The sequence below is a fragment of the Pseudomonas sp. DR 5-09 genome (assembly GCF_001655595.1).
Classification (GTDB): domain Bacteria; phylum Pseudomonadota; class Gammaproteobacteria; order Pseudomonadales; family Pseudomonadaceae; genus Aquipseudomonas; species Aquipseudomonas pharyngis.
On the sequence record NZ_CP011566.1, the window covers coordinates 3,156,799 to 3,179,640 of the forward strand.

Sequence of the window (22,842 nt, forward strand, 5' to 3'; positions counted from 1 at the left end):
TATTTCCGTCCATTGAATAAGCAAGGGACGGATGGTGCAGGATTAGCCGGGCTCGTACAACCCGCAAATGCCCTTCAGGGGCGTAGGGTATTCCCTTAGAGCGGGCATTTGACTCAGTGAAATCGGGGCCGTCAGAGTCGACTCACCCATCGGATGAGTCCAGACAGCCCGACTTGTACCGAAGCATCAGGGCTCAAGTTCTGTCAGCGTTTCTCCCTTGGCAGGGTCGGGCACCGGAAGCTCGTCGATTTCCAGAAAAGCGTCATTTCTACCGTAGCTCAAGAACTTGTGAGAGCTTTCGTTCCCCTTGTTCTCGAAAATGACCTGAGGCCCTTGCTGAGTCAGCAGGATCCAGCCGGGCCGATTTCTCTCGGCAAAGTTCAGGCGTTCTACCTGCGCGCTGTCTCCATCGAAGTAAAACAGCGCACCTTGCAGGTAGTTCGAGGTGAACTCTCCCGAAATCAGGAGTGCGTTCACATCTTTTGTCAGATTGACGCATTGCCAATGAACGTTGCTGCCTCTGGAAGCGTCCGAGTCTTCGTACAGATAGTTCGTTTTCTGTGACTGGCGGATCTTGTAAACATGCGAGTCGAGAATGGGATGGCCACTGAGTAGCGAAACCGCACTTTCAGCACTGGAGAGATCGCAGCGGGTTACGGTGGAAAATTTGAGCTCGGCAGCCGACACCTGCAGACTCACCAGTCCGATAATCAAGCCTGTAAGAAGACCCTTCACTTGGCCATATCTCTCAATACCTGCATTGAATTGGGCGCTGCACGCAGCTTGTCTGCACAGGCCTTGATTTTGGTGTAGTACCGGCCGTCAGTCCTGCCGCGATACTTTTTGTACGCTTCAGCAATCGGATCGGCTGCGCCGTTTTTTTTCTGGCGTTGAATCAGCAATTCCAGATATCGGGTGCCAGCACGAATGTTGGTGGCTTCATCCAGAAAACCGGGGCTGTCATGGAATTTGTCGGCCTCAAGATACAGTTTTGTTTCCGGCGAACGCTCTGCTCTGGGCTTGCTCAGATCTTCTATTCTGTACAACTCCCGAACAGCCCCCTTCAATAACTGCATCAGTCCCCGCGCCGTGCTTTCGCTTGATTCGGCTTTGGCATCAAAACGAGACTCCATGTAAATCTGGCAAATGATGGTGTCGTCATCGATCGACGATTGATTGTTCTTGGCGACCAGTGCCCGGATCTCTTTCAGGCGTGCACTGTCGTCCACCGGCAGCGCAGCAGACTTTTGCACGGTCGTGGGCGTCAGCACGGCTTTGCTGGTGGCCAGCGGTTGGTTCTTTGCCACGTCAGGCATCCCAATGTGGATTGAGGGGAGGTACGTCATCGTAGACTTCGATTGTCGCGGTCTCGGCTTCGAGGCTGCTGATCTTGCGCGTCTTGCCATGCTCATCCGTTCGCCCGACGAGGTTCTGACCCGAAGTGGTTTTGATCACATAGGGAAAGTTGCGCAAGGGCAGACCGCTGTTCTGATCCGTGATGATGAAATCCATGTCGTATTCGATGGCTTCCAATACTTCCTTGCGGGCGAGCAGGTTTCCGCTTTTATCGCTGGAGGCCGGTAAAGGAATCAATGGCGCCAGAATCGCAACTCCGGAACCCACACCCGGCGCACCGCCGGTATTGGCCTTCACCTCGGCACCACTGATGGTCACACCACCCGCGTCGACCTTGACGAAACTGCCGCCAGCCTTGGCCGTGAGTTCCATGCCACCCTCGATCACGACTTTTTCACCAGCGTGGTAGTGAATCTCCGTGCCCGCTTCTACGAACTGACCGGTGCCGACCTTCACATGCTGTGTCACGCCCACGGTCAGGTGATCGTTGGCGCGCATTTCGCTCTTGCGGTCCAGGTGGGTGATGCGGTGTTCCTCGACTTTGAATTCACTTAAAACATTGGCTTCAACGGTGTCATGCCGCTCGTTGCCAACCCGAATCTTCTGGTCGTGCTCGATGTTCTCGTCCCAGTCGCGCTGGGCGTGGATATAGATCTGTTCCGCGCCTTTCTTGTCTTCGATGCGAAATTCGTTGTAGCCCTTGCCACCCGGTGAACTCAGGGTCTTGAAGGTGCTGCGGGTCTTGTTCGCCGGCAAGTCGTAAGGGACGACGTTTTCCTTGTGGTACAGGCAACCGGTCACCAGCGGTTGGTCGGGGTCGCCTTCGAGGAAGGTCACCAGTACTTCCATGCCGATGCGCGGGATCGCGATGCCGCCGTAGGCAGCGCCGGCCCAGCCGCTGGCGACGCGCAGCCAGCAGGTGGTCTTGTCGTCGGCCTGGCCGTCGCGGTCCCAGTGGAATTGCACTTTCACGCGGCCGTACTGGTCGCAGTGAATTTCTTCGCCAGCGGGGCCGGTGACAATGGCGGTCTGGCTGCCGAGGACTTTCGGTTTCGGGTGTTCGAGGGCAGGGCGGTAGTGGGCGTCCCATGGGGTGGCCACGAAGCTGTTGCGGTAGCCCTGGTGGAAATCGCTCTTGTTGTCGGTGACGTCGCTGGTGACGTTTTCGCCCAGCACTTGCGGCTGTTTGCCTTCGTGGAAGACTTCCAGCAGCAGCCACAAATCGTTCCACTCGGCGCGCGGGTGTTCGGCCAGGGTCATGAAGTGGCCGCTGGTCAGGGTCGGTTCGTCCCCTTTGCCTTCGGCGAGTTTGTAGTCGCTGCGATGGCGTTCCAGCGCCCGGGTCGAGAGGAACTTGCCGCGCTCACGCGTGGTGAAGCGGCCCGGGTAGTCGTAGTCTTCCAGGTCCGGCATGAACGCGGACTTGACGGCACTTTCGGGCAGGATCTTCGGCTTTTCGAAATCGTAATCGCGGCGGCTGACGCGGCTGGTACGGGTTTCCAGGCGCAGGTTGAAACGCTTGATCACCGGTTTGTCGGCGGTCATGCCGGAGTCTTGCTGGTAGTTGACCGGTTTCAGTTTGCGGAACACGGTCTGGTCGTCGCCGAACACCAGTTTGTGGCCGCTGCTGCTGTGCTGGAAGTGAAAGTGAATGCCTTCCTCTTCGCACAAGCGCTGGATGAAATGCAGGTCGGATTCGTCGTACTGCACGCAGTAGTCGCGTTCCGGGTATTCGGCGCCGAGCTGGAAGCTGTAGGCGTTGGCCAGGATGCCTCGATCTTCCAGAACGCGGGCGATGATCTTCGGCACCGTCAGTTGCTGGAAGATCTGCTGGTCATGGTTGTGCCGCAGGTAGGCCAGTTGCGGCACCAGGCTGAGGCTGTAACGGGTCAGGGTCTTGCCGGAATCGCCTTGCTCGATGCGATACACCAGACCGTGAATCTTGCCCTCGCCAGTAACGCCGAAGGTCAGGCAGCCAGGCTTGTGCAGGAGTTCTTCAAGGTTGAGGTCGGGACGGGCGCTGACCAGTTCGAGGTCGAAACGGAACGGCTCGTTGAGGGCTTCGCGACCGGTGAAGCTGAGGACTTGCAGGTCGGCGGAAGCGCCATCAATGGCAAACCTGATGTGAGTGGCATTGGCGTCCAGCATGCTTTGAATTCCATCCTTGAATAAGCAAGAAACAAATGTAGCGGGATTCACGCATTTCGCACAATCGGAAAATCCTGCGCACGGATGTCAGCGGAACAACCAGTCAGTTTCAGACTAAAGTCGCCTGTAGCACGTCAAAGCCATCTGCCATCATTGCCGTTCACCCCCGCGTGTTCACTGCCTCCCGGTTCTTCACTGGTCCGGGACGGGAGCTATTTCTGGTTGTTTGCGCCTTTGCGCAATCGTTGTTCTGTTGGAGTTTTCAATGCGTCCCCCATTTCCCCTCATCACCCCGCGCCAGTCGCTTGGCTTCGGAGCCTTTGTGCTGTGCGCCGGTTTTACCGCGCAAGTCCAGGCCAGCGGTTTTTTCGAAGACACCACGGCGAAGATCGAATCGCGCACGGTGTACTTCAACCGCGATTTCCGTGACGGGCACACCTCCAGTGATCAGGGCGCGTCCAAGCGCGAAGAGTCGGCGCAGGGCTTTATTCTCAATCTGCAATCGGGCTACACCGAAGGCACCGTCGGTTTTGGTATCGATGCGCTGGGCATGGCGGGTTTCCAGCTCGATTCCAGTCCAGACCGCAGCAACAGCGGCCTGTTGCCGTCCAGCGGCGATAACCCGCGCGGTTCAAAAGGTCAGTACGCAAAAATGGGCCTGACCGCCAAGGTCAAAGTCTCGGATACGGTGCTGAAATACGGCGCACTGCTGCCGGATCTGCCACTGCTCAAATACAACGACGGTCGCCTGCTGCCAACCATGTTCAACGGTGCGATGCTGACCTCCAAAGAGGTGAAGGACCTGACCTTCATGGCCGCGCGGCTGGACAAGTACACCGCCCGGGATTCGACCGATTCGCAAGACATCCGCGTGCATTGCAAGAACAAGCGTTATGCCTGCAACACCACCGCCGATCATTTCGACATGTACGGCTTCGACTACAAGATCAACGATCGCCTGACTGCGCAGTACCACTACGCCGAGCTGGAAGACATCTATCGCCAGCATTTCGTGGGGCTGCTGGCGAATCAGCCGCTGGGTGACGGCGTGCTGAAAGCTGATCTGCGTTTGCTGAAAAGCGCCGACAGCGGCGATGCCAAAGCCGGTTCCATCGATAACCGGGCGCTGAGCGGCATGCTGTCCTACGGCATCAGCGGCCACACCTTCAGCGCCGGTTGGCAACGTATGAACGGTGACAACTCGATGCCGTATCTGGATGGCAGCAACCCGTATCTGGTGAACTACGTGCAGGTCAACGACTTCGCCGCCGCTCAGGAACGCTCCTGGCAGCTGCGTTACGACTATGACTTCAAGGCGATCGGCATCAACGGCTTGAGCTTCCTGACCCGTTACGTGAACGGCGATCACATCAAGGTCCCGGGCAGCGATCAGGAAGGCAAAGAGTGGGAGCGCGACAGCGAGTTGAAATACGTGATTCAGACCGGGACGTTCAAGGATGTCAGCCTGCGTTTGCGTAATGCGACTTATCGCGCCAACTACGAGAAGTTTGCTCGGGATGTGGATGAGACCCGGTTGATTGTGAGTTACAACTTTTCGGTGTTGTAACCCTTGGGCCAGTGGTGTCTGAACTGACGCCTTCGCGGGCAAGCCCGCTCCCACAGGTTTCCCGGGTGCTCACTTAATTGTGGTCACCCTAAATCCCTGTGGGAGCGGGCTTGCCCGCGATGGCGTCCTAAAGGGCACCGAAGGTCAGAGCCAATGCCAGAACCGGCTCCAGAATCCGCGATTCAAATCATCCTTGCACGCCGCGTATTGCTGGCCGTACATGTCCGAGCGGTTCTGCACCTTGCGCGCCACCGGCATCAGCCACGCCTTGCTGGCATAGGTCTTCTGGCGAAAACCGCCCCAGCCTTCGTGGTAGTTGAGGTACTGATTGTAGGCGTCGTACTTGTACACGCCGTTGATCGAGGTGGTTTTGTCCATGTACCAGCCGACGAAGTCGATGGCGTCGTCGAAGTCTTCGCGATCGGCGCCATATCGGCCGGTGCTTTTCTGGTAGTCGGACCAGACTTCATCCTTGGCCTGGGCATAGCCGGAAGCCGTCGAAACCCGGCCCCATGGAATCACCCAAAGCAAGTATTTGCGCGGCGTCTTGGCGTCGTAGCGGTAGCCGGACTCCTGATACATGATCGCGAACGGCACCTGGATCGGTACGCCCCAGCGCTTTTGCGTGACTTGCGCCGCGTCGTACCAATCACTTTTTTCGCGGAAAATCTCGCAGAGGTTTTCCGGCGAACGCGGCGGCGATGTCCCGCAACCGGTCAACATTGCCGCCAATACCAACAGTCCAACCGTGTGCCGCGAATTCAAAAGCCGTCATCCCGTCGTGCAAAAAAGGGCGCCAGTCTACGCGGTCAGGTCAACTGGTGGCGATAAGGCAAATCCGGACCTGTTTTACTGCATGTAAGGGCGGCGGCCTGTACGGCAAACCTGAGCATGCCGTCGATCTGCTCGCGGTTAAGGTGCTGAACACCTTCCACCGAGTCCAGTTCATGTTCGGTCAGCCAGGTGATCAAAGCGGCCTGGAAGGTATCGCCGGCACCGACGGTGTCAGCGATCTTCACCGAAGAGGCCGGCACCGACCATGAGCCGTGAGCGCGGCTGAAGACTGTTGCACCTTCACCGCCACGGGTCAGAAACACCACTTGGCAGCGATGCTGCAGCCAACCTTCGATGACCCGCTGTGGATCCTGCTCGGGGTACAGCAGGTTCAAATCCTCGTCGCTGACTTTGATCAGGTCCACCAACGGCACCAGCGTGGCGATCCGCTCGCGCCACAGGTCGATGTTCGGCTCGGGGTTGAGGCGCACGTTCGGGTCGAGGCTGATCAGGCGTTTACTGCTTTCGCGTTTCACCAGCGCAAGCAAGGTATCGGCAATCGGTTGCACCACCAGCGAGAAGGAACCGAAGTGCAAGCCGCGCACTTCAGGCCCCAACGTTGGCAGGTGCGCCAGGCTCAACTGGCGGTCAGCGCAACCTTCGCCACGGAAGCTGTAGTGCGGCGAGCCATTGGCGCCCACCGCGACCATCGCCAGCGTGGTTGGCGCGGCGAAATCCACCAGATAGTCCGGGCGTACGCCTTCATCCTGCAACACTTGCTGCAAACGCCGGCCGAGGTAATCGGTGGACAGCCCGCCAAACAGCGCCGAATCCACACCCAAACGGCGCAAACCCACCGCCACGTTGAACGGCGAGCCACCGGCAATCGCCTTGAAATTGACTTTCGATGCCTGTCCGCCGGCATCGTCTTCGCTGAAGAAATCGAACAGTGCTTCGCCACACACCAGGTACATAGTTGTTTGCTCTTTATAAGGTTGCGACATGCAGTCGATAGCGTTCATAGGCCTGCTGGAAGGCCGCGACATTCGCGGCAACCGGCAGGGTTTCACTGTTCAGGTCGAGCTTCACGCAGCGCTGGCACAGATCGGCCAGAGTGTCCTCGTGGCCGTTCGACCACGATTTGCACCACGCCGCCTGAATCGCCGCGCCGAGGGCTGCGGCTTCGCTCTGCTCGGTGCAGATCACCGGGGTGTTCATGATGTCGGCGACGATCTGCCGCCACACCGCGCTTTTCGAGCCGCCGCCGATCAGGCAAATGCTGCGGCTTTGTAAACCATTCTGGCGCAACAGATCCAGTCCATAACGCAGGCCGAAGGTGGTGCCTTCGACAGCGGCGCGGCACAGATTGGCCTGGGTCAGGTTATCGATGGTCAGGCCATGCAGGCTGCCGGTGACGTGGGGCAGGGGCGGCACGCGTTCGCCGTTGAGGAAGGGCAACATGCTCACGCCCTCGGCGCCGATCGGAGCCTGGGCCACCAAGGCATTGAACGCGTCGAGATCGAGGTTGAACAGTTCGCGGATCGCACCGGTGGCGTTGGTCAGGTTCATGGTGCAGATCAATGGCAGCCAGCCGCCGCTCGAGGAACAGAAGGTTGCGACCGACGCATCCGGGCTGACCTTCGGTGCCTCGGCGTAGGCGTACACCGTGCCGGAAGAACCGAGGCTCATGGTGATCGCCCCCGGCTGAATATTGCCGGTGCCGATAGCGCCCATCATGTTGTCGCCGCCACCGCTGGACACCACCGCGTTGGGGTTGATGCCCAGCTGTTCGGCAATGGCGGGAAGGATCGTGTCGACCGCTTGATGGGCGTCGATCAGTTCCGGCAGCGCGGCTTGCAGACGACCGCTGGCGTCGATGTCGCGCAGCAGCTGCAAATCCCATTGGCGGGTGCGCACGTTGAAGTAACCGGTGCCGGATGCATCGCCGTATTCGCTGCACGCACGGCCGGTGAGCCAGAAATTCAGGTAGTCATGGGGCAGCAGGATCCGTGCGATGTGGGAGAACACATCCGGATGTTGCTCCTTGGTCCACAACAATTTGGAGACGGTGTAACCCGGCGCGATGACCACGCCGAGGCGTTCCAGCGAACCTTGTTCACCGCCCAGATGATTCAGCAGGCGATCGTTTTCAGGCGTGGTTTCGGTGTCGCACCAGAGCTTGGCCGGGCGCAGGACCTGGCCTTGATCGTCGAGCAACACCAGGCCGTGTTGCTGGCCGGAAACGCCGATGCCCTGGATTGACTGACCGTCGACATTTGCCGCCAACAAAGCGCGACGGGTGGCGAGGGCGAAGGCTTCCAGCCATTGCGCGGTGTCTTGCTCGCGACGGCCGTTGGCGCCGCTGATCATCGTGTGCGCGGCGGCGCCCTGGCCGAGAACCTGACCGCTGACAGCGTCGAGGATGATCGCTTTGGTGCCTTGGGTGCCGCAGTCGATGCCGAGGAATAGTTGTTGTTTGTGCATGGTGTGAACCTGTTGGTTTTTTGGCGACTTCTAAAGCCACCCCTCACCCCAACCCTCCCGAAACGTCGGACCGCCCCAAAGGGGAGAGGGGGAAAGGGAGCAGATTTGTGTAGGTTTCAATTCCTGAGTTCGGCTCCGGACTTTCAGGTCGATGTACCTCGGATAAACACCTCGGTCGGCTCCCTCTCCCTCCGGGAGAGGGCTAGGGTGAGGGGCTTTTCAGGCTAGAACCCGTTCCAAAGTCCGCGTCACGCCTTCTTCTCGCAAGCTGTTCAGGCACCACTCAAACGCTGCCACAAACTCCTTCGAACGCGGTATCGCCGTACCGAAGATTTCTTCAACCCCCAACAACCGCTCAGTGATCAAAGCATCCTCCGCCACCAACCCCTGACAGAACGCCGCCCGAGGATCCGGAATCGAGTAAGTGTCGCCATTCTCGTCCACGCCCTTCAAGTAAAGTGCCCAAGCCGCCACCACCAAAGCCGCGCGTTTGGTCTCGCGTCCATCGGCAATCAACCGATTGATCGTCGGAATGGTGAACTTGGGAAACTTCGACGAACCATCCGAGCAAACCCGCTCCAACTGATCGGCAATCGCCTGATTGGAAAACCGCGCCACCAGCGTGTCCTTGTACTCGGTCAGGTCGATGCCCGGCACCGGCGCCAGTTGCGGGGTTACGTCCAGGTCCATGTAGGCGCGCATGTAGCGCACGAACAACGGGTCGTTCATGGTTTCGTGAACGAAGCGGTAGCCCTTCAAAAAACCCAGGTAAGTCAGCGCCAGATGGCTACCGTTGAGCAGTTTGATCTTCATCTCTTCGTAGGGGGAAACATCGTCGGTGAACTGCACGCCGACCTTTTCCCACGCCGGGCGGCCGTTGACGAACTTGTCCTCCAGCACCCATTGCACGAAGGGTTCGCAGACCACCGGACAGGCGTCGTCGACGGCGTGTTTGTCCGCCAGTTGCAGGCGATGCGCGGTGCTGGTCATCGGCGTGATGCGGTCGACCATGGCATTGGGGAAACTGACGTTGGCGTCGATCCAGCCACGCAGGTCCGGATCGAGCAGCGCGGCGAAGGCCAGCAGCGCCTTGCGGGTCACCGCGCCGTTGTGCGGCAGGTTATCGCAGGACATCACGGTGAATGCCGGAATGCCCGCCGCACGGCGTCTGGCGAGCGCCGCACAGAGGAAACCGAACACGGTTTTCGGCTGTTGCGGGTTCGTCAGATCGTGCTGAATCTGCGGCAGGTGCGCCATGAATTCGCCGTTGCTGTCGTCGATGCAGTAACCGCCCTCGGTGATGGTCAGCGAGACGATGCGGATCTGCGGATCGGCGAGTTTGTCGATCAGCGCCTGGGCGCTGTCCTCGGCCAGCAGCATGTCGCGGATCGCGCCGATGACCCGGACTTCGGTGTCGTCGCTGTCGCCCAGTTCGAACAGGGTGAACAGGTAGTCCTGTTCCTTGAGGTCATCGCGGGCGCGGCGGTCTTCGGCGCGCAGGCCGACGCCGCAGATCGCCCAGTCCAGCGCTTCGCCGGTGTTCATCAGCGCGTCGGTGTAATACGCCTGATGCGCGCGATGGAAACCGCCGACGCCAATGTGGGCGATGCCTTGGCGGGTGTCGCTGAGGCTGTAGGCCGGCAGTTTCACTTCGGCGGCCAGGCGGTTGAGGTTTTGCTTGTTCAGTTTCATCGGGTCAGTCTCGAAATCAGGCGGCCGCGCGCAACGGGCGGGTCAGCGCCACGCCGTCGGCATCGAACAGATGGCAGTGGGAAGCGTCCAGGTGCAGGTTCAGTTGTTCGCCGTAACGGCTCGCCAGATCACCGCGCACACGCATGGTCAGGGCTTCGCCGGCGTTGGTCTTGACGTGGCAGAAGGTGTCGCTGCCCAGCCGCTCGCTGACGTCGGCGATGACTTGCAGGGTGCAGTCGCCCGCTTGTGCCAGCTCCAGATGTTCCGGGCGGATGCCCAGGGTCACGGGGCTGCCGACACTCAGGTTCGCCGCGTTGAACGGCAGGGTGATGCGGGTGCCGGCGTCCAGCGACACTTCGCAGCTCGCGCCGTCGATACGCGCTATCTGGCCTTTGAGAAAGCCCATTTTCGGTGTGCCGAGGAAACCGGCGACGAACAGGTTGGCGGGGTTGTGATACAGCTCCAGCGGCGAGCCGACCTGTTCGATTTTGCCGCCATTGAGCACCACGACCTTGTCGGCCATGGTCATGGCTTCGACCTGATCGTGGGTCACGTAGATCATCGTGGCTTTGAGGTCCTTGTGCAGGCGCAGCAGTTCCAGGCGCATCTGCACCCGCAGGGCGGCGTCGAGGTTGGACAGCGGCTCGTCGAACAGGAAGATTTTCGGGTTGCGCACGATCGCCCGGCCGATGGCCACGCGCTGACGCTGGCCGCCGGACAGTTGTTTCGGCTTGCGTTCCAGCATCGGGCCCAGTTCCAGAATGCGCGCCGCTTCTCCGACTTTCTTCTCGACTTCGGCTTTCGGTACGCCGGCCAGGTCGAGGGCGAACGACATGTTCTTTTTCACGGTCATGTGCGGGTACAGCGCATAGGTCTGAAACACCATCGCCAGATCGCGCTTGGCCGGGCTGACTTCGGTGATGTCGCGCCCATCCAGTTCGATGGTGCCGCCACTGACTTCTTCAAGGCCGGCGATCAGGCGCAGCAGGGTGGATTTGCCGCAGCCCGACGGGCCGACGAACACCACGAATTCCTTGTCGTTCACCTCAAGGTCGATGCCCTTGATGATGGAAAAACCTTCGAAGCCTTTTTGCAGATTCTTGATTTTCAGGTTGGCCATTGTGGCGCTCCTCATGCGAATTCTTATTTCACGGCACCGAACGACAGGCCGCGCACCAGTTGTTTCTGGCTGATCCAGCCGAAGATCAGGATCGGCGCGCAGGCCAGCGTCGAGACGGCCGACAACTTGGCCCAGAACAAGCCTTCGGGGCTTGAGTAGGAAGCGATCAACGCGGTCAGCGGCGCGGCTTTGGACGAGGTCAGGTTCAGCGACCAGAACGCCTCGTTCCAGCACAGGATCAGCGACAGCAGCACGGTCGACGCGAGGCCGCCCTTGGCGATCGGCAGCAGCACGCGGAGCATTTCCTGAGCCAGGGTGGCACCGTCGAGGCGGGCGGCTTCGAGGATGTCTTTGGGGATGTCCTTGAAGTAGGTGTAAACCATCCACACCACGATCGGCAGGTTGATCAGCGTGTAGATCACGATCAGCGCGATGCGCGTGTCGAGCAGGCCGAAACTCTTGGCCAGCAGGTAGATCGGCATCAGCACGCCCACCGGCGGCAGCATCTTGGTGGAGAGCATCCACAGCAGCGTGCCCTTGGTGCGCTGGGTTTCGTAGAACGCCATCGAGTAGGCCGCCGGCACCGCGATCAACAGGCACAGGGCGGTGGCGCTGAAGGAAATCACCACCGAGTTCCAGGCGAAACTGAAGTAGTCGCTGCGCTCGTTGATGTGCAGGTAGTTCTCCAGCGTCGGCGTGAAGATGAACTGCGGCGGCGTGGCGAAAGCGTCGATTTCGGTCTTGAAACTGGTCAGCACCATCCAGAAGATCGGGAAGAAAATGATGATCGCGATGGCCCAGGCCAGCGTGCCGAGCAGCAGGCTTTGCAGCCGGCGGGATTGTTGAAGAGTCATGGCAGGCCTCAGGCTTTGTCAGTCAGGTTTTTGCCGATCATCCGCACCAGAATGATCGCGGCGATGTTGGCGATGACCACGGCGATCAGGCCGCCGGCCGAGGCCATGCCGACGTCGAACTGCACCAGCGCCTGGTTGTAGATCAGGTAGGCGAGGTTGGTCGACGCGTAGCCGGGGCCGCCGTTGGTGGTGGTGAAGATTTCGGCGAACACTGACAGCAGAAAGATGGTTTCAATCATCACGACTACCGCAATCGGCCGTGCCAGGTGCGGCAAAGTCAGGTGCCAGAAAATCGCGATCGGGCCGGCGCCGTCGAGGCGGGCGGCTTCCTTCTGTTCCTGGTCGAGGGACTGCATGGCGGTCATCAGGATCAGGATCGCGAAGGGCAGCCATTGCCACGACACAATGATGATGATCGACAGCAGCGGGTAGTGGGCGAGCCAGTCCACCGGTTGCGCGCCGAACAACTTCCAGATGTAGGCGAGGATCCCGGACACCGGATGGAAAATCAGGTTCTTCCAGATCAGCGCACCGACCGTGGGCATGATGAAGAACGGCGAAATCAACATCACCCGCACGATGCCGCGGCCGAAGAACTCGCTGGCCTCCAGCAGCGCACTGATCAACACGCCGAACACTACGCTGATCAGCAGCACGCTGCCCACCAGCAGCAACGTGTTGGTGGCGCCAGGCATGAAGCCGGAGTCGGTCAGGAAGTAGGTGAAGTTTTCCAGCCCGACGAATTCGTTGGTGCCCGGATCGAGCAGGTTGTAGCGGATCATCGAGAAATAGACGGTCATGCCCAGCGGCACGATCATCCACAGCAGCAACAGGGCCACCGAAGGGCTGACCAGAAACCAGCCGGGATTGGCCACGCGGCTTTTGCGCCGGGGCTGCGACAGGTCGATGTGGGCTTTGGCAGTTGAAGTATTCATGGCGTTTACAACCGAGTCATACAGACCTATGGAGATCCCATGTGGGAGCGACGGTGCGATGATTCGACTTGCTCGCGAAGGCGTGGTGTCAGACAACAAATGTTTCACTGATACACCGCTTTCGCGAGCAAGCCCGCTCCCACAGAAGGCAGGAGAGGCTTTCGCAGGATTACTTCGGATAACCCGCGCGCTTCATCTCGCGTTCGGTGGTTTGCTGCGCGGCGGTCAGTGCCTGGTCGACCGTGGTCTGGCCGATCAGCGCCGCCGAGAACAGCTTGCCGACCTGGGTGCCTACACCCTGGAATTCAGGAATGGTCACCAGCTGGATGCCGATGTACGGCACAGGCTTGAGGGTCGGTTTGCTCGGGTCGGCCGCTTTCAGCGATTCCAGCGTGACCTTGGCAAACGGCGCGGCGCTCATGTAAGCGTCACTGTAGGTCGAGGCGCGAGTGCCCGGCGGGACGTTGGCGATGCCGTCGGTCTTGGCGACCAGTGCGCCGTACTCTTTTGAGGTGGCCCAGGCGCTGAATTCCTTGGCGGCATCCTTGGCCTTGGAGCTGGTAGGGATCGCCAGCGCCCACGAGTACAGCCACGCCGAGCCTTTGTCGGTGGCCTGATGCGGCGCGTAGGTAAAGCCGACGTGATCGGCGACCTTGCTTTGAGTCTTGTCGGTAACGAACGAACCGGCGACGCTGGCATCGACCCACATCGCGCATTTGCCGCTGTTGAACAGGGCGAGGTTCTCGTTGAAGCCGTTGCTGGAGGCGCCCGGCGGGCCGGACTTCTTCATGGTGTCGACGTAGAAGTTCAGCGCGTTTTTCCACTCCGGACCGCTGAATTCGGGTTTCCACTGCTCATCGAACCAGCGTGCGCCGTAGGCGTTGGCGACGGTGGTGATCAACGCGATGTTTTCACCCCAGCCGGCCTTGCCGCGCAGGCAGATGCCGTACTGTTCCTTGTCCTTGTGGGTGAGTTTTTCGGCGAAGCCGGCGATCTGTTCCCAGGTCGGACGCTCGGGCATGGTCAGGCCGGCGTCCTTGAACAGGTCGGTGCGGTAGTAGGTGATCGAGCTTTCGGCGTAGAACGGCAGGGCGTACAGCGAACCTTTGACTGACAGGCCTTCGCGCACCGACGGGAACACATCGTCGAGGGCGTAGCTGGCCGGCAGATCCTTCATCGGTTCAAGCCAACCCTTGGCGCCCCAGAGTGCAGCTTCGTACATACCGATGGTCAATACGTCGAACTGCCCGCCCTGAGTGGCGATGTCGGTGGTCAGGCGCTGACGCAGGACGTTTTCTTCCAGCACCACCCAATTGAGCTTGATGTCCGGATGCTCGGTCTCGAAGGTTTTCGAGAGCTTTTGCATGCGGATCATGTCGCTGTTATTGACGGTGGCGATGGTCAGGGTCTGGGCGCCAAGGCTGACGCTGCTGAGGGTCATGCAGGTGAGGGCCAGCAGAGCTTTTGCAGTGGGTTGCATCGTGCACTCCTTTTCTGCACCCGGCGGGGGCAGAAGGACAGTTATTGTTTTTGTGTTCTTCCAGCGGGGGAAGAATGTGCACTGATTACAGCCTTCTGACGCAGGGCTGACAAATCATCCCTAGCACTTGAATCGATACTTTTTTGCACTCGGGATTGGTGCGGCAAACGCAGGGAAGGGCGTTTCAGAACGGCGGCAGGCATGAAACCGTACAGGTTTTGCGCGCTCAACTGTGATTTTGCTCGGTCAGGCGCTGCACCACCAGCCGCCGATAATGCGAAGGCGTCATGCCTTTGAGCTGCTGAAAGCGCCGATTGAAATTGGAAATGTTGTTGAAACCCGACTCGAAACACACCTCGGTCACCGGTTTGTCGCCGTCTGCCAGCAGTTCGCAGGACTTGCTGATGCGCAGGCGATTGACGAATTCGATGAAGTTGCGCCCGGTGGCCTGCTTGAACACCCGGCTGAAATAGGTGGGTTTCATGCCCAGGTGCTCGGCGACTACCTCCAGCGGCAACTCGCGGGCGTAGTGGGCGAAGATGTAATCCACTGCGCGGTTGGTGCGGTCGATGTTGTGCTCGTCGGCCAGTTGCGGGGTGGTCGCGCCGGACAGCAACTGGTAGTCGTCGCAGGCCGCCAACAACTCCATCAGGATGAAAAAGTGCCCGAGACGGGTGATGCCGTTCGAATCGGCGATACGTTGCATCAGGGTCATGGCCTGACGGATTGTCTGCGGGGAGCGGAATTCGATGCCGTATTGCGCACGCTCGAGCAGCGGCGCCAGGGTCTTGAGTTCGGCGAACACCTGATGACCGCTTTCGAACAACTCATCGGTGAAGTTGACCAGCATGTCACGTTTCTCGACCACTTCGTCTTCGGCCACCTGGCTGATCCAGTTGTGCGGCAGATTGGGGCCGGTGAGAAACAGGGTCTGCGGGTAGAAGTTGCCGATGTAATCGCCGATGAAGACCTTGCCCGAACTGGCGACGATCAGGTGCAGCTCGTATTCCTTGTGGAAATGCCAGCGCACCAGCGGGCAGGGGAAGCCGTGCTGACGATAGATGATGGACAACCCGTTATGGTCATCCATCAGTTCGTAGGAGGGGTCGGTTACGCGGGCGCTTCGGTTCATGGTGGCTGCACTTTTTCATTATTGCCGCTCAATCATGCCTCTTTCCGGGCATACTCGACCAGAGTGCAATGACGGCGGCGTGGCAAGGCCGTGATTCGCCGCGCCGCAGCGCTCCCTTATTGTCGTATTTTTTTCAAGTTGGCCGCCCGACAGTAAGCCACGATTTTTGAATCTTCAATAAAGTCGACATTGATGATATTCGACTTCTCGGCCCAGTCACTTTTCTCTGGGTCAAACCACTCATCAAGTTCCTTGTGCAGGCGAACAGGACCCAATAGCAAAGTCCAGGTGGCAGCGGATAAAGACCAGGGTGCCCAACTGCCCGGAGGCGTTCTCATTACCCGGGTGATATAACCTTTCAAATCATCTGCTCTGGTGGAAGACTTCTCTTCCCACTGGTGTTCGATTTTTCTGTTGAATAGATTTTTATCGAGATCATCGTGCCCGGGCGCACAGACCAAAATACGTTGGATCGGACTGATGCGTTTTAATTGCGCAAGACTGAGGTCAGTGTTGTAGGTCGGAATGATTCGCGGCCCCAGATATTCGATCAAATAGTCGTTGAATCCTTTGAAGTCGAATTTTCCTTCACTGTCCGCCAGTTCGTGGAAGTCCAGAATAATGAACTCGTCTGGATTGAGGTGAAGAAAGTTTTTAACTTCAAACAACAAGTCAAACAAAGTGCGCGATGAGAGAAAATTATTGTGTCGGAATCGGTATTTCAGAATGCCTTTCTCCTTGGCCAGGCTCGCCAGGCGCAGGTCAAGAGCTCGTGACCCATTGCTCAGTTGTGAATAAAAGGAATCATTTTGGCAAGCGAGATGGTGAGGGCCTGGAACCAATGCATAGGAAGCCTTGCGATCACAACCTGCGTTATGAGTGCCGGGCAGACTGAGTTCGGCCAATGACAAAACATCTATGTCGGGCGTCGATGACATCCAGTTGTTTTTAGAGAAGTTGCTGTTCATAAAAATCCTTGTTTGGTCAGGTGTCACTTGAAGTTGTTCGAGTGGCAGCAAGGATATTTATATTGGCTTGTTTTTTATTCAAGTGATTGTTTAATGCCGGATGTATATTAGTGGTTCTGTTTGTTTTTTGCCTCTATCCATTGCGACATATACTGCGTGCTTTTGTGTGCATGATGGCGAAGCATACTTCCGATGAAGTTGGTGTTTCTTGAAAGTTGCAGATTTTTCTGGCAGCTCAGCAGTCTTTCGATCAGCGCTGGACCATGTACCCGTTTTGAATATCGATCACTGAGTAGAGTGCGTCCCTGGACTTGGGCCTGTTTCCACAAAGATTCGTCCTGGTAAAGAGCCACCGCCGCATTGGCGAGACTTTCGGCGGTTGCATCGATGGTCCCAGGCCAGGCCTGTTCGCCGTGCATCCCCTCGGCGCCAATCGGTGTCGTGACGCTGGGCGTGCCACACAGCATGGCGTCAACCAGTTTGCCTTTGATGCCGGCACCAAAGCGTAGCGGCGCCAGACACACGCGGGCCTGAGACATCACCTGTAACGCATCTTCCGCCCAGTTCATGACATGGAAACCTTGGGCCGCGTTGTGCAGCGCCGTGGCTTTGGGCGGTGTGTAAGCACCGTAGACATGCAATTGGGCTTCTGGCAATCGAGCGCGAATCAGCGGCCAGACCGTGGTCTTCATCCACAGCACCGCGTCCCAGTTGGGAGCGTGACGGAAGTTGCCGATGCTGAGGAAATGCGCGCGCTCATCAAACGGACGGAAGACCGCGTCTGGAATCTCGACCATCAACGGGCACCAGTGCAGCAATTGTCGCGGCAGCCCGAACTGAGACACCAGCAACTCGATCTCGACTTCGGAAATCATCAGATTCAAATCACAGCGGTACAGGGATGCGATCTCCCGTTTCGCCAGATCAGAACACGCCATCAATTCAAACTCTTCACGCAACGCCGGAACATACAACTGGCGGAAGTCGTTCTGATCAGCGTCGGCTTTCAGGCGCTCCTTAAGGCGGTGATGCCGCGCATGCCGCAGGCTTTGCAAGTCTGAGGTTTCCAGCACGCGCAGGGCGTTCGGGCAGTGCTTTTCAACGCGCCAACCGAACTGTTCTTCCATCATGAACTGGTCGAACAAGACAATGTCCGGTGCAAGTTCGCTGATAAACACATCGAAACTGCTGTTGTTCAGTTCGATAGGGACTTCGCGGACGCCCATTGAAGTCAGATCGGCGCGGTGTTCACCGGGGCCTGCTGGACTGGCGAAGGTAATCTGCCAGCCCTGTTCAAGAAACGTCTCGAGAATCTGCATCACGTGTCCGCTTGCCGCCGAAGAGCGAGGTTCCGGCCAGACATAGCCTATGACCAGGACGTTGGTTTCGGGCTGGGACATGAGGGCGATTCCTTGAAACATGAAAAAAACAGGGCGCGCATTAAAGCACAAACCGGGCAGTGCCCGGTTTGTCGTTCTTAGGGTTTGGGTCTGGCGAGTTGAATCGGCAGTGTTCCCTGAATGAACTTGTATTTCGTTTTATCGGCTGCCTCCAGTGAGCCCTTTATATAGGCCAGATTGAACATCAGCTCGCGGGGGTTGCTTCGACTCTGATCCAGCAGGGACACCGCCAACGAATAGGAGTCGGCATTGCGAAGCGCCGGATGCTGGCGAACGATATCGGGCTGACTGTTGATACTTGCCTGGAACTCGGTAAATGAAGCTGGCTGAGCTGAGCTGAAGTGCGGATTGACGAGATTATCGGGATGGGCGCTTTTGGCGTCCTTCGCAAAGTCGATCAGGCCCGCCGCATCGATGGGGGCGGCTCCGGAGCCCGAAGTTATTGGATAGCCATAGTAGAAATCCAGGGTCTGCGGCGCACCGTGGGACATTTCATGGATCAGCGCATCGGCAATCCGTGCTTCGTCGTAGCGGGAGATTCTGTAGAGATCGTCCAGGCCATCCTTGTAAATCACCAGAAAGTGCTCGGTGCTGTCCTGGACGGTGCCGCCGGCCAGCACACTGGTTTTCCATCGTTTATAGGCATTGGTACGTAATGCCGCTGCCGCTTCCGAACCGCGCTTGAAGGACATATTGGCCAGGGTGACCGAGTCCAGATCCTTGCGCATGACTTTCAGATTCGCGAGCAAGTAATTCAGGGCCTCATCGGAATCACTGCCGAAGACATACTTCAGAATCGATCGAACGTCATCGTCGGGAGCCTTCGACAGCAGCGCGATAGCGTTGTCGAGCTTGGTTCTGGCAAGTGGAATGGCTTTACTCACATAAGTGCGGGTATAGCTGAACGGATTGATCAGGTTGAATAGCTTGCGCAAAGGGGAGGTTGCCGCCACTTTGAAATTTTTCAGGGCAGGCCCCCATGGGCCACCTGTTCTGAGGTTCAGTGCACGCCAGTCGCTGTTTCTCTCAAGGGCGATCAGGCTCTTCGACTCACCCAGGTCACCGACGGCTTTCCAGGTGCCTTGCAGCAGATCGGATTTTTGCGCGGCCTTGATCAAGTCATAGGATTGCGCGCTACCTGCCAGTCGGCGCAATTGACCGGTGGCCGTTTCCACCGCTTCAATGGCGTGACCGGTCAGCAACAGGACGCCGCGTCTGGTCAGACGGGCACCCTTCAACACCAGCGTGGGCAAACCGTCCAATGGATTGACCAGTGACAAGGCAAAATGGGCGCTGGCCTTGGCAATCTTCAGCACCTTGCTGGTCATCGAGGCCGTTCTGGCAACGATGCCGGCCACCGAGGCGCCGAAGCCGATAATCAATCCCAGTAGCGCCAGGCCATCCAGGACACAGCCACCGACGCCCTCGGTGACGCGCTCGGCATCGCCGGAGTTGATGTCTTCGATGCACTTCTTGAAAGGCACGAGAACATTAACGAGGGATGTATCCAATGCATTGTTGTAGTCACGCAACTGTTGCAGCTCGGTCCGGGTGTTCAGCAGCGTGTACAGTTCCTCGCGGGTGGCCATTGGATGACAGCTCAAAACGCTTTCTGCCAAGGCATCGAGTGCAACGGAGAAGAATAAAGGCACGGGACGCGCATCATTCGATTGGCAAGTGAAGTGCCAGAGCTTTTCCACCACGACTCTGGAACTGACGTCTGACCTGGGCTCGCTGCCGTCAAGATAGGCTGCAAAGTCGAGCGGCCATGGCTGCTCGAACCGTTTGTCCTGAAAGTCCGTCTCAGCACCGACGTAAGATAATTCCGGGGTGTCGTCGATCACCCCGCGCGATTGAATCAAGGTAGCCAGATCCGGTCGTGCGCGGCACAGTCCTTTAAGTGGGAACAACTCATAACAACGGAATTCACCAGCGCTGCGACTGCCCAGAATAATCCCGTAGCGTCCCTTGGCGGCATTGCGCTGGCGCTGAGTCTCCTGAAATGCATTCAGCGGATTCACTTCATTGCGCACGGTATAGAGAGTGGTGGAACCATTGATCAGGAACTTTCTGTCTTCCTCGGGCAACTGGGTGATTGCCACTTTTATGACAGAGGCGAGGCCGTTCTGTAGCGTCGGATAGTACTGTTCAAATGCCGCATCGAACAATTCATCCACGGACTCAAGTTTGCTCAATCTTGAAAAAGCCCCCTTCGGAAGTTTGAGATTGGTAGTGGCCACAAAGCTATTATTGAATTGCCCGCCAACTTCGAGATCGTCAGACATGTATAGATCGAGAATCGAAGCGCGAAGGTTCAATACTCTAGAGAAAACAAGACTGTCCACTCCAGTTTCATGAGCCAGTGACTCCACAATATTGGGAATATTTAACGGGATCTGCGTGAGCACCAGATCCAGAAAGTTTCGCTCTTTTAAAGATGCAACGTATCTGATCTTGTAAACACGCTGTTCGAGATAGTCTCCTCCCGGCATGACGCGCTTCAAGGCCTCCAGCGCCAACTTGCGTCTATTGGGTGGAGTGACCGATAGACCGGATTCCATTTGGTTCAACGCTTCGGCGTATTGGGTGAAGTAAGAGGCAGCGGTATTGAAAGTCGCGACGTCGTAGTCCGTATCGGCAATATAAGGAATCAGTTCATTGAGCATGGCCCAGTGGATGACCGGTCGTATGGCCGTCACCTCATGGAGAAGGCGCTGCGCGTTGTTGACAGGCGCCAGATCGGAGAATGCCATGATGTCGCTGTACTTCATCAACCGGGATGTACCCGGTGCAGCCGCTTCGATCAGCGCTACAGCCTGGGTGAGCACCACCCAGCCCGGTTTGTCGATGGTCAGTTCATCAGGCACGCCTTGCACGAGAAATTCGGGAGCCACCCCCGACAGCAGCAGATGCGCTGCCAACGAAGCATTGTGCGGTTCCAGTAACGTGTTGGCGACGAGGTGGTGTTCCACCTCCAGCACAATGTCGGATGCGGTGCGCGAGGCATTGGCAGGCTGGTACAGCGCGAGACCGGCAACGGCTTTGCTGTGTCTGTCGACATCCGATACCAGATCCAGAATCAAGGCAGTGACCACCAGGTAATCGAGCTGGCGCGTGGCGACGTCAGGATGGTCGGTATCCAAGTGCCATTCCAAACGTTTGTGCAAACTTTCGCCCAGTGTCCTGACTTTCGGCCTTTTCAGAAAATCTTTCAAATAGCCACCAGCACGCTCACGTCTGACGGCGTCGGGGAATGCACTGAAGTTCTTCAGGGCGATGTACTGCAGCAGGCTTGTCTGTCCGTGGGTTGTTTCGCCAATCACGTCACGGATGGTTTGCCGGTCTGCAGTCGACAGATGAAAGGCAGACTCCGGGGGTTCCATCAATAATTCGTGATAGTCCCCGGTCGCAGGGGCGGAAGGCATTTCGAACTCCAGGAAATCGATCAGGCTTTGCGTCTCATCATCGGTGACTGGTATATCGAACTGGTGATAGCGCAGCCATTGTTCAACACCGATGACCGCCCCCGAAAAAACACAGCCGCCTGTCTGTAGCGTGCATTCGGCGAGCATTTGCAGTTCATCTTGCAGAGCAGATGATTCGCCGTCGTGAGTCAGGTCAATCCAGATTCCGTCCTTCAGTACCCAGAGAACAGCGTGTTCATCGACACTGACAAGAGCGTCGGAGGGTAAGTGATACTTGGTTTTCAAACTGGAAAAGGCATCGCTTGCGATCAACTTCGACAATGCAACGCGAACGAATTCCTCGGCGGTGTCAAAAGTGGAGCCTGCCGTTCGTGGAAAAGTGGCAGGGTGAAAAGTACCGGATACCTTGACAGGGCGATTACTTTTCAAGTCTTTAAGAGCCTCAATAACCGTGGTTTTTTCCTTTTTGTCGAGTTCTGGTTGTTGGGTAAACGTAAATAAACTTATCGAATTGATGTCCGGTATCAAGGTCGGAGCAGGTTGCATAAGTAAAAAATCCTTATTGTTTTAAAGATATGACTTCCTCGCTGGTCGTGCGGGGGGCTTTATTGATGGTGCATGCGCCATGAGTCGCCGCAGAGTAATAGTGCTCCGCGCTGACTTGGTAGTTGAATTTGATTTCGGGGTTGTTCGCTAAGTTTTAAATTTTTGCGCTGAAACTTGCGCCGCCGATAACAGTGTGGCTCTGAAGCCAGTGTCCGGAAGTGACGAGGATTTCAATATAACCAGCGCGTCGAGTGGTTTTTTCAGAGCTCTGGCTTGGTCGTATCAAAGGTGAAAATGCAAAAAAAACCACAACTGCCGGCGGCCTGAGAATAACTGAGTTTTTCGACGCAGGTGCAGTTGTGGCTGGTTTCAAAGTGGGTCAGGGCAGATCGAATGTCTGCCCTTGAAAGTTTGCGAAAATGAACGTTCCGACTTCAGGGTTGAGCAATAACGGCTTTGACTTTGTCGCGCAGTTGATCAATCGAGAAGGGTTTGCCGATTACATGCATACCCGCCGGTACATCGATAGTTTCGGCGTAACCGCTGGCAAACAGGATTGGCAGGGTCGGGCGCAGCTTGCGGGCTTCGGTGGCCAACTCACGCCCATCCATACCCGGCAAGCCGACATCGGTCATCATCAGGTCGATGTGCTTGTCATCCTTGAGGATTTCCAGTGCCTGTTCACCGCCATCTGCTTCCAGGACCTTGAAGTCCAGTTCCTCCAGCACATCGATGATCAGCATGCGCACGATGGCGTCGTCTTCGACTACAAGGATGGTGGGCGCGGGGGTGGACATAGTGGCGGCTCTCAAGAATGGGGGACGGGGCGCCGGTCGATCAAAAATGCCGGGCTCTTGCATGAGTAAGTGGCGCATAGCCACAAGTTCCCGAATGGATACAAAAAAAGGATAGGCGCAAACGGGCGGGCAAGGATAACTGTTGGGCCGCGATTCGGCGTAGG

17 protein-coding genes are annotated in these 22,842 nt (G+C 57.6%); 1 reads left to right on the forward strand and 16 read right to left on the reverse strand.

What is annotated here, in order from left to right:
• Positions 1-186: 186 nt before the first annotated feature.
• From PDR5_RS14155 to tssI, 3 genes are read right to left on the reverse strand one after another with little or no spacing between them, the layout of a single operon-like run.
• Positions 187-735: a hypothetical protein gene (locus tag PDR5_RS14155; RefSeq protein WP_064596419.1), complete on the reverse strand. Its 549-nt coding sequence runs from the start codon at positions 733-735 to the stop codon at positions 187-189.
• Complete coding sequence (locus tag PDR5_RS14160) at positions 732-1,307, reverse strand: lytic transglycosylase domain-containing protein (protein WP_064596421.1); 576 nt, start codon at positions 1,305-1,307, stop codon at positions 732-734. Before PDR5_RS14160 ends, PDR5_RS14155 begins: the two co-directional genes overlap by 4 nt.
• Position 1,308: 1 nt before the next feature.
• Entirely contained in the window at positions 1,309-3,504 is a 2,196-nt protein-coding gene (tssI, locus tag PDR5_RS14165) for a type VI secretion system Vgr family protein (RefSeq protein WP_064596423.1), read from the reverse strand.
• A 265-nt stretch (positions 3,505-3,769) separates the two neighbouring features.
• Here tssI and PDR5_RS14170 point away from each other — a divergent pair, with 265 nt between their 5' ends.
• Entirely contained in the window at positions 3,770-5,071 is a 1,302-nt protein-coding gene (locus tag PDR5_RS14170; protein WP_064596424.1) for an OprD family porin, read from the forward strand.
• A 144-nt stretch (positions 5,072-5,215) separates the two neighbouring features.
• Here the strand turns inward: PDR5_RS14170 and PDR5_RS14175 are convergent, their stop codons facing one another.
• From PDR5_RS14175 to PDR5_RS14235, 13 genes are all read right to left on the reverse strand, one after another.
• Positions 5,216-5,836, reverse strand: a complete 621-nt coding sequence (locus PDR5_RS14175) for a transglycosylase SLT domain-containing protein (protein ID WP_064596426.1) — start codon at positions 5,834-5,836, stop codon at positions 5,216-5,218.
• Between the two features lie 44 nt (positions 5,837-5,880).
• The gene (locus tag PDR5_RS14180) at positions 5,881-6,819 is read right to left on the reverse strand and encodes a carbohydrate kinase family protein (RefSeq protein WP_064596427.1); all 939 of its coding nucleotides are present in this window, start codon (positions 6,817-6,819) and stop codon (positions 5,881-5,883) included.
• Positions 6,820-6,832: 13 nt separating this feature from the next.
• Positions 6,833-8,329, reverse strand: a complete 1,497-nt coding sequence (gene xylB, locus PDR5_RS14185; RefSeq protein WP_064596429.1) for a xylulokinase — start codon at positions 8,327-8,329, stop codon at positions 6,833-6,835.
• Positions 8,330-8,548: 219 nt separating this feature from the next.
• Positions 8,549-10,021 carry a mannitol dehydrogenase family protein gene (locus tag PDR5_RS14190; protein WP_064596431.1) on the reverse strand — a complete coding sequence of 491 codons (1,473 nt, stop codon included), beginning with the start codon at positions 10,019-10,021 and terminating at the stop codon, positions 8,549-8,551.
• Positions 10,022-10,037: 16 nt separating this feature from the next.
• The gene (locus PDR5_RS14195; protein ID WP_064596433.1) at positions 10,038-11,141 is read right to left on the reverse strand and encodes an ABC transporter ATP-binding protein; all 1,104 of its coding nucleotides are present in this window, start codon (positions 11,139-11,141) and stop codon (positions 10,038-10,040) included.
• A gap of 23 nt (positions 11,142-11,164) precedes the next feature.
• The gene (locus tag PDR5_RS14200) at positions 11,165-11,995 is read right to left on the reverse strand and encodes a carbohydrate ABC transporter permease (RefSeq protein ID WP_007957423.1); all 831 of its coding nucleotides are present in this window, start codon (positions 11,993-11,995) and stop codon (positions 11,165-11,167) included.
• An 8-nt stretch (positions 11,996-12,003) separates the two neighbouring features.
• Positions 12,004-12,930, reverse strand: coding sequence for a carbohydrate ABC transporter permease (locus PDR5_RS14205; protein ID WP_039768250.1), 927 nt, complete (start codon positions 12,928-12,930; stop codon positions 12,004-12,006).
• Between the two features lie 169 nt (positions 12,931-13,099).
• A complete protein-coding gene (locus PDR5_RS14210) occupies positions 13,100-14,410 on the reverse strand; it encodes an ABC transporter substrate-binding protein (RefSeq protein WP_064596435.1) in 1,311 nt (436 codons plus the stop codon).
• A gap of 226 nt (positions 14,411-14,636) precedes the next feature.
• A complete protein-coding gene (locus PDR5_RS14215; RefSeq protein ID WP_064596437.1) occupies positions 14,637-15,542 on the reverse strand; it encodes an AraC family transcriptional regulator in 906 nt (301 codons plus the stop codon).
• A 116-nt stretch (positions 15,543-15,658) separates the two neighbouring features.
• On the reverse strand, positions 15,659-16,510 hold the full coding sequence (locus tag PDR5_RS14220; protein ID WP_064596440.1) for a hypothetical protein: 852 nt from the start codon (positions 16,508-16,510) through the stop codon (positions 15,659-15,661).
• A 107-nt stretch (positions 16,511-16,617) separates the two neighbouring features.
• Positions 16,618-17,910, reverse strand: coding sequence for a glycosyltransferase (locus tag PDR5_RS14225; RefSeq protein ID WP_064596442.1), 1,293 nt, complete (start codon positions 17,908-17,910; stop codon positions 16,618-16,620).
• A gap of 77 nt (positions 17,911-17,987) precedes the next feature.
• Positions 17,988-21,881 (reverse strand): hypothetical protein, encoded by a 3,894-nt coding sequence (locus tag PDR5_RS14230; protein WP_156669334.1) that lies wholly within the window; start codon positions 21,879-21,881, stop codon positions 17,988-17,990.
• 434 nt (positions 21,882-22,315) lie between these two features.
• The gene (locus PDR5_RS14235; protein WP_064596446.1) at positions 22,316-22,678 is read right to left on the reverse strand and encodes a response regulator; all 363 of its coding nucleotides are present in this window, start codon (positions 22,676-22,678) and stop codon (positions 22,316-22,318) included.
• Between the last annotated feature and the right edge of the window lie 164 nt (positions 22,679-22,842).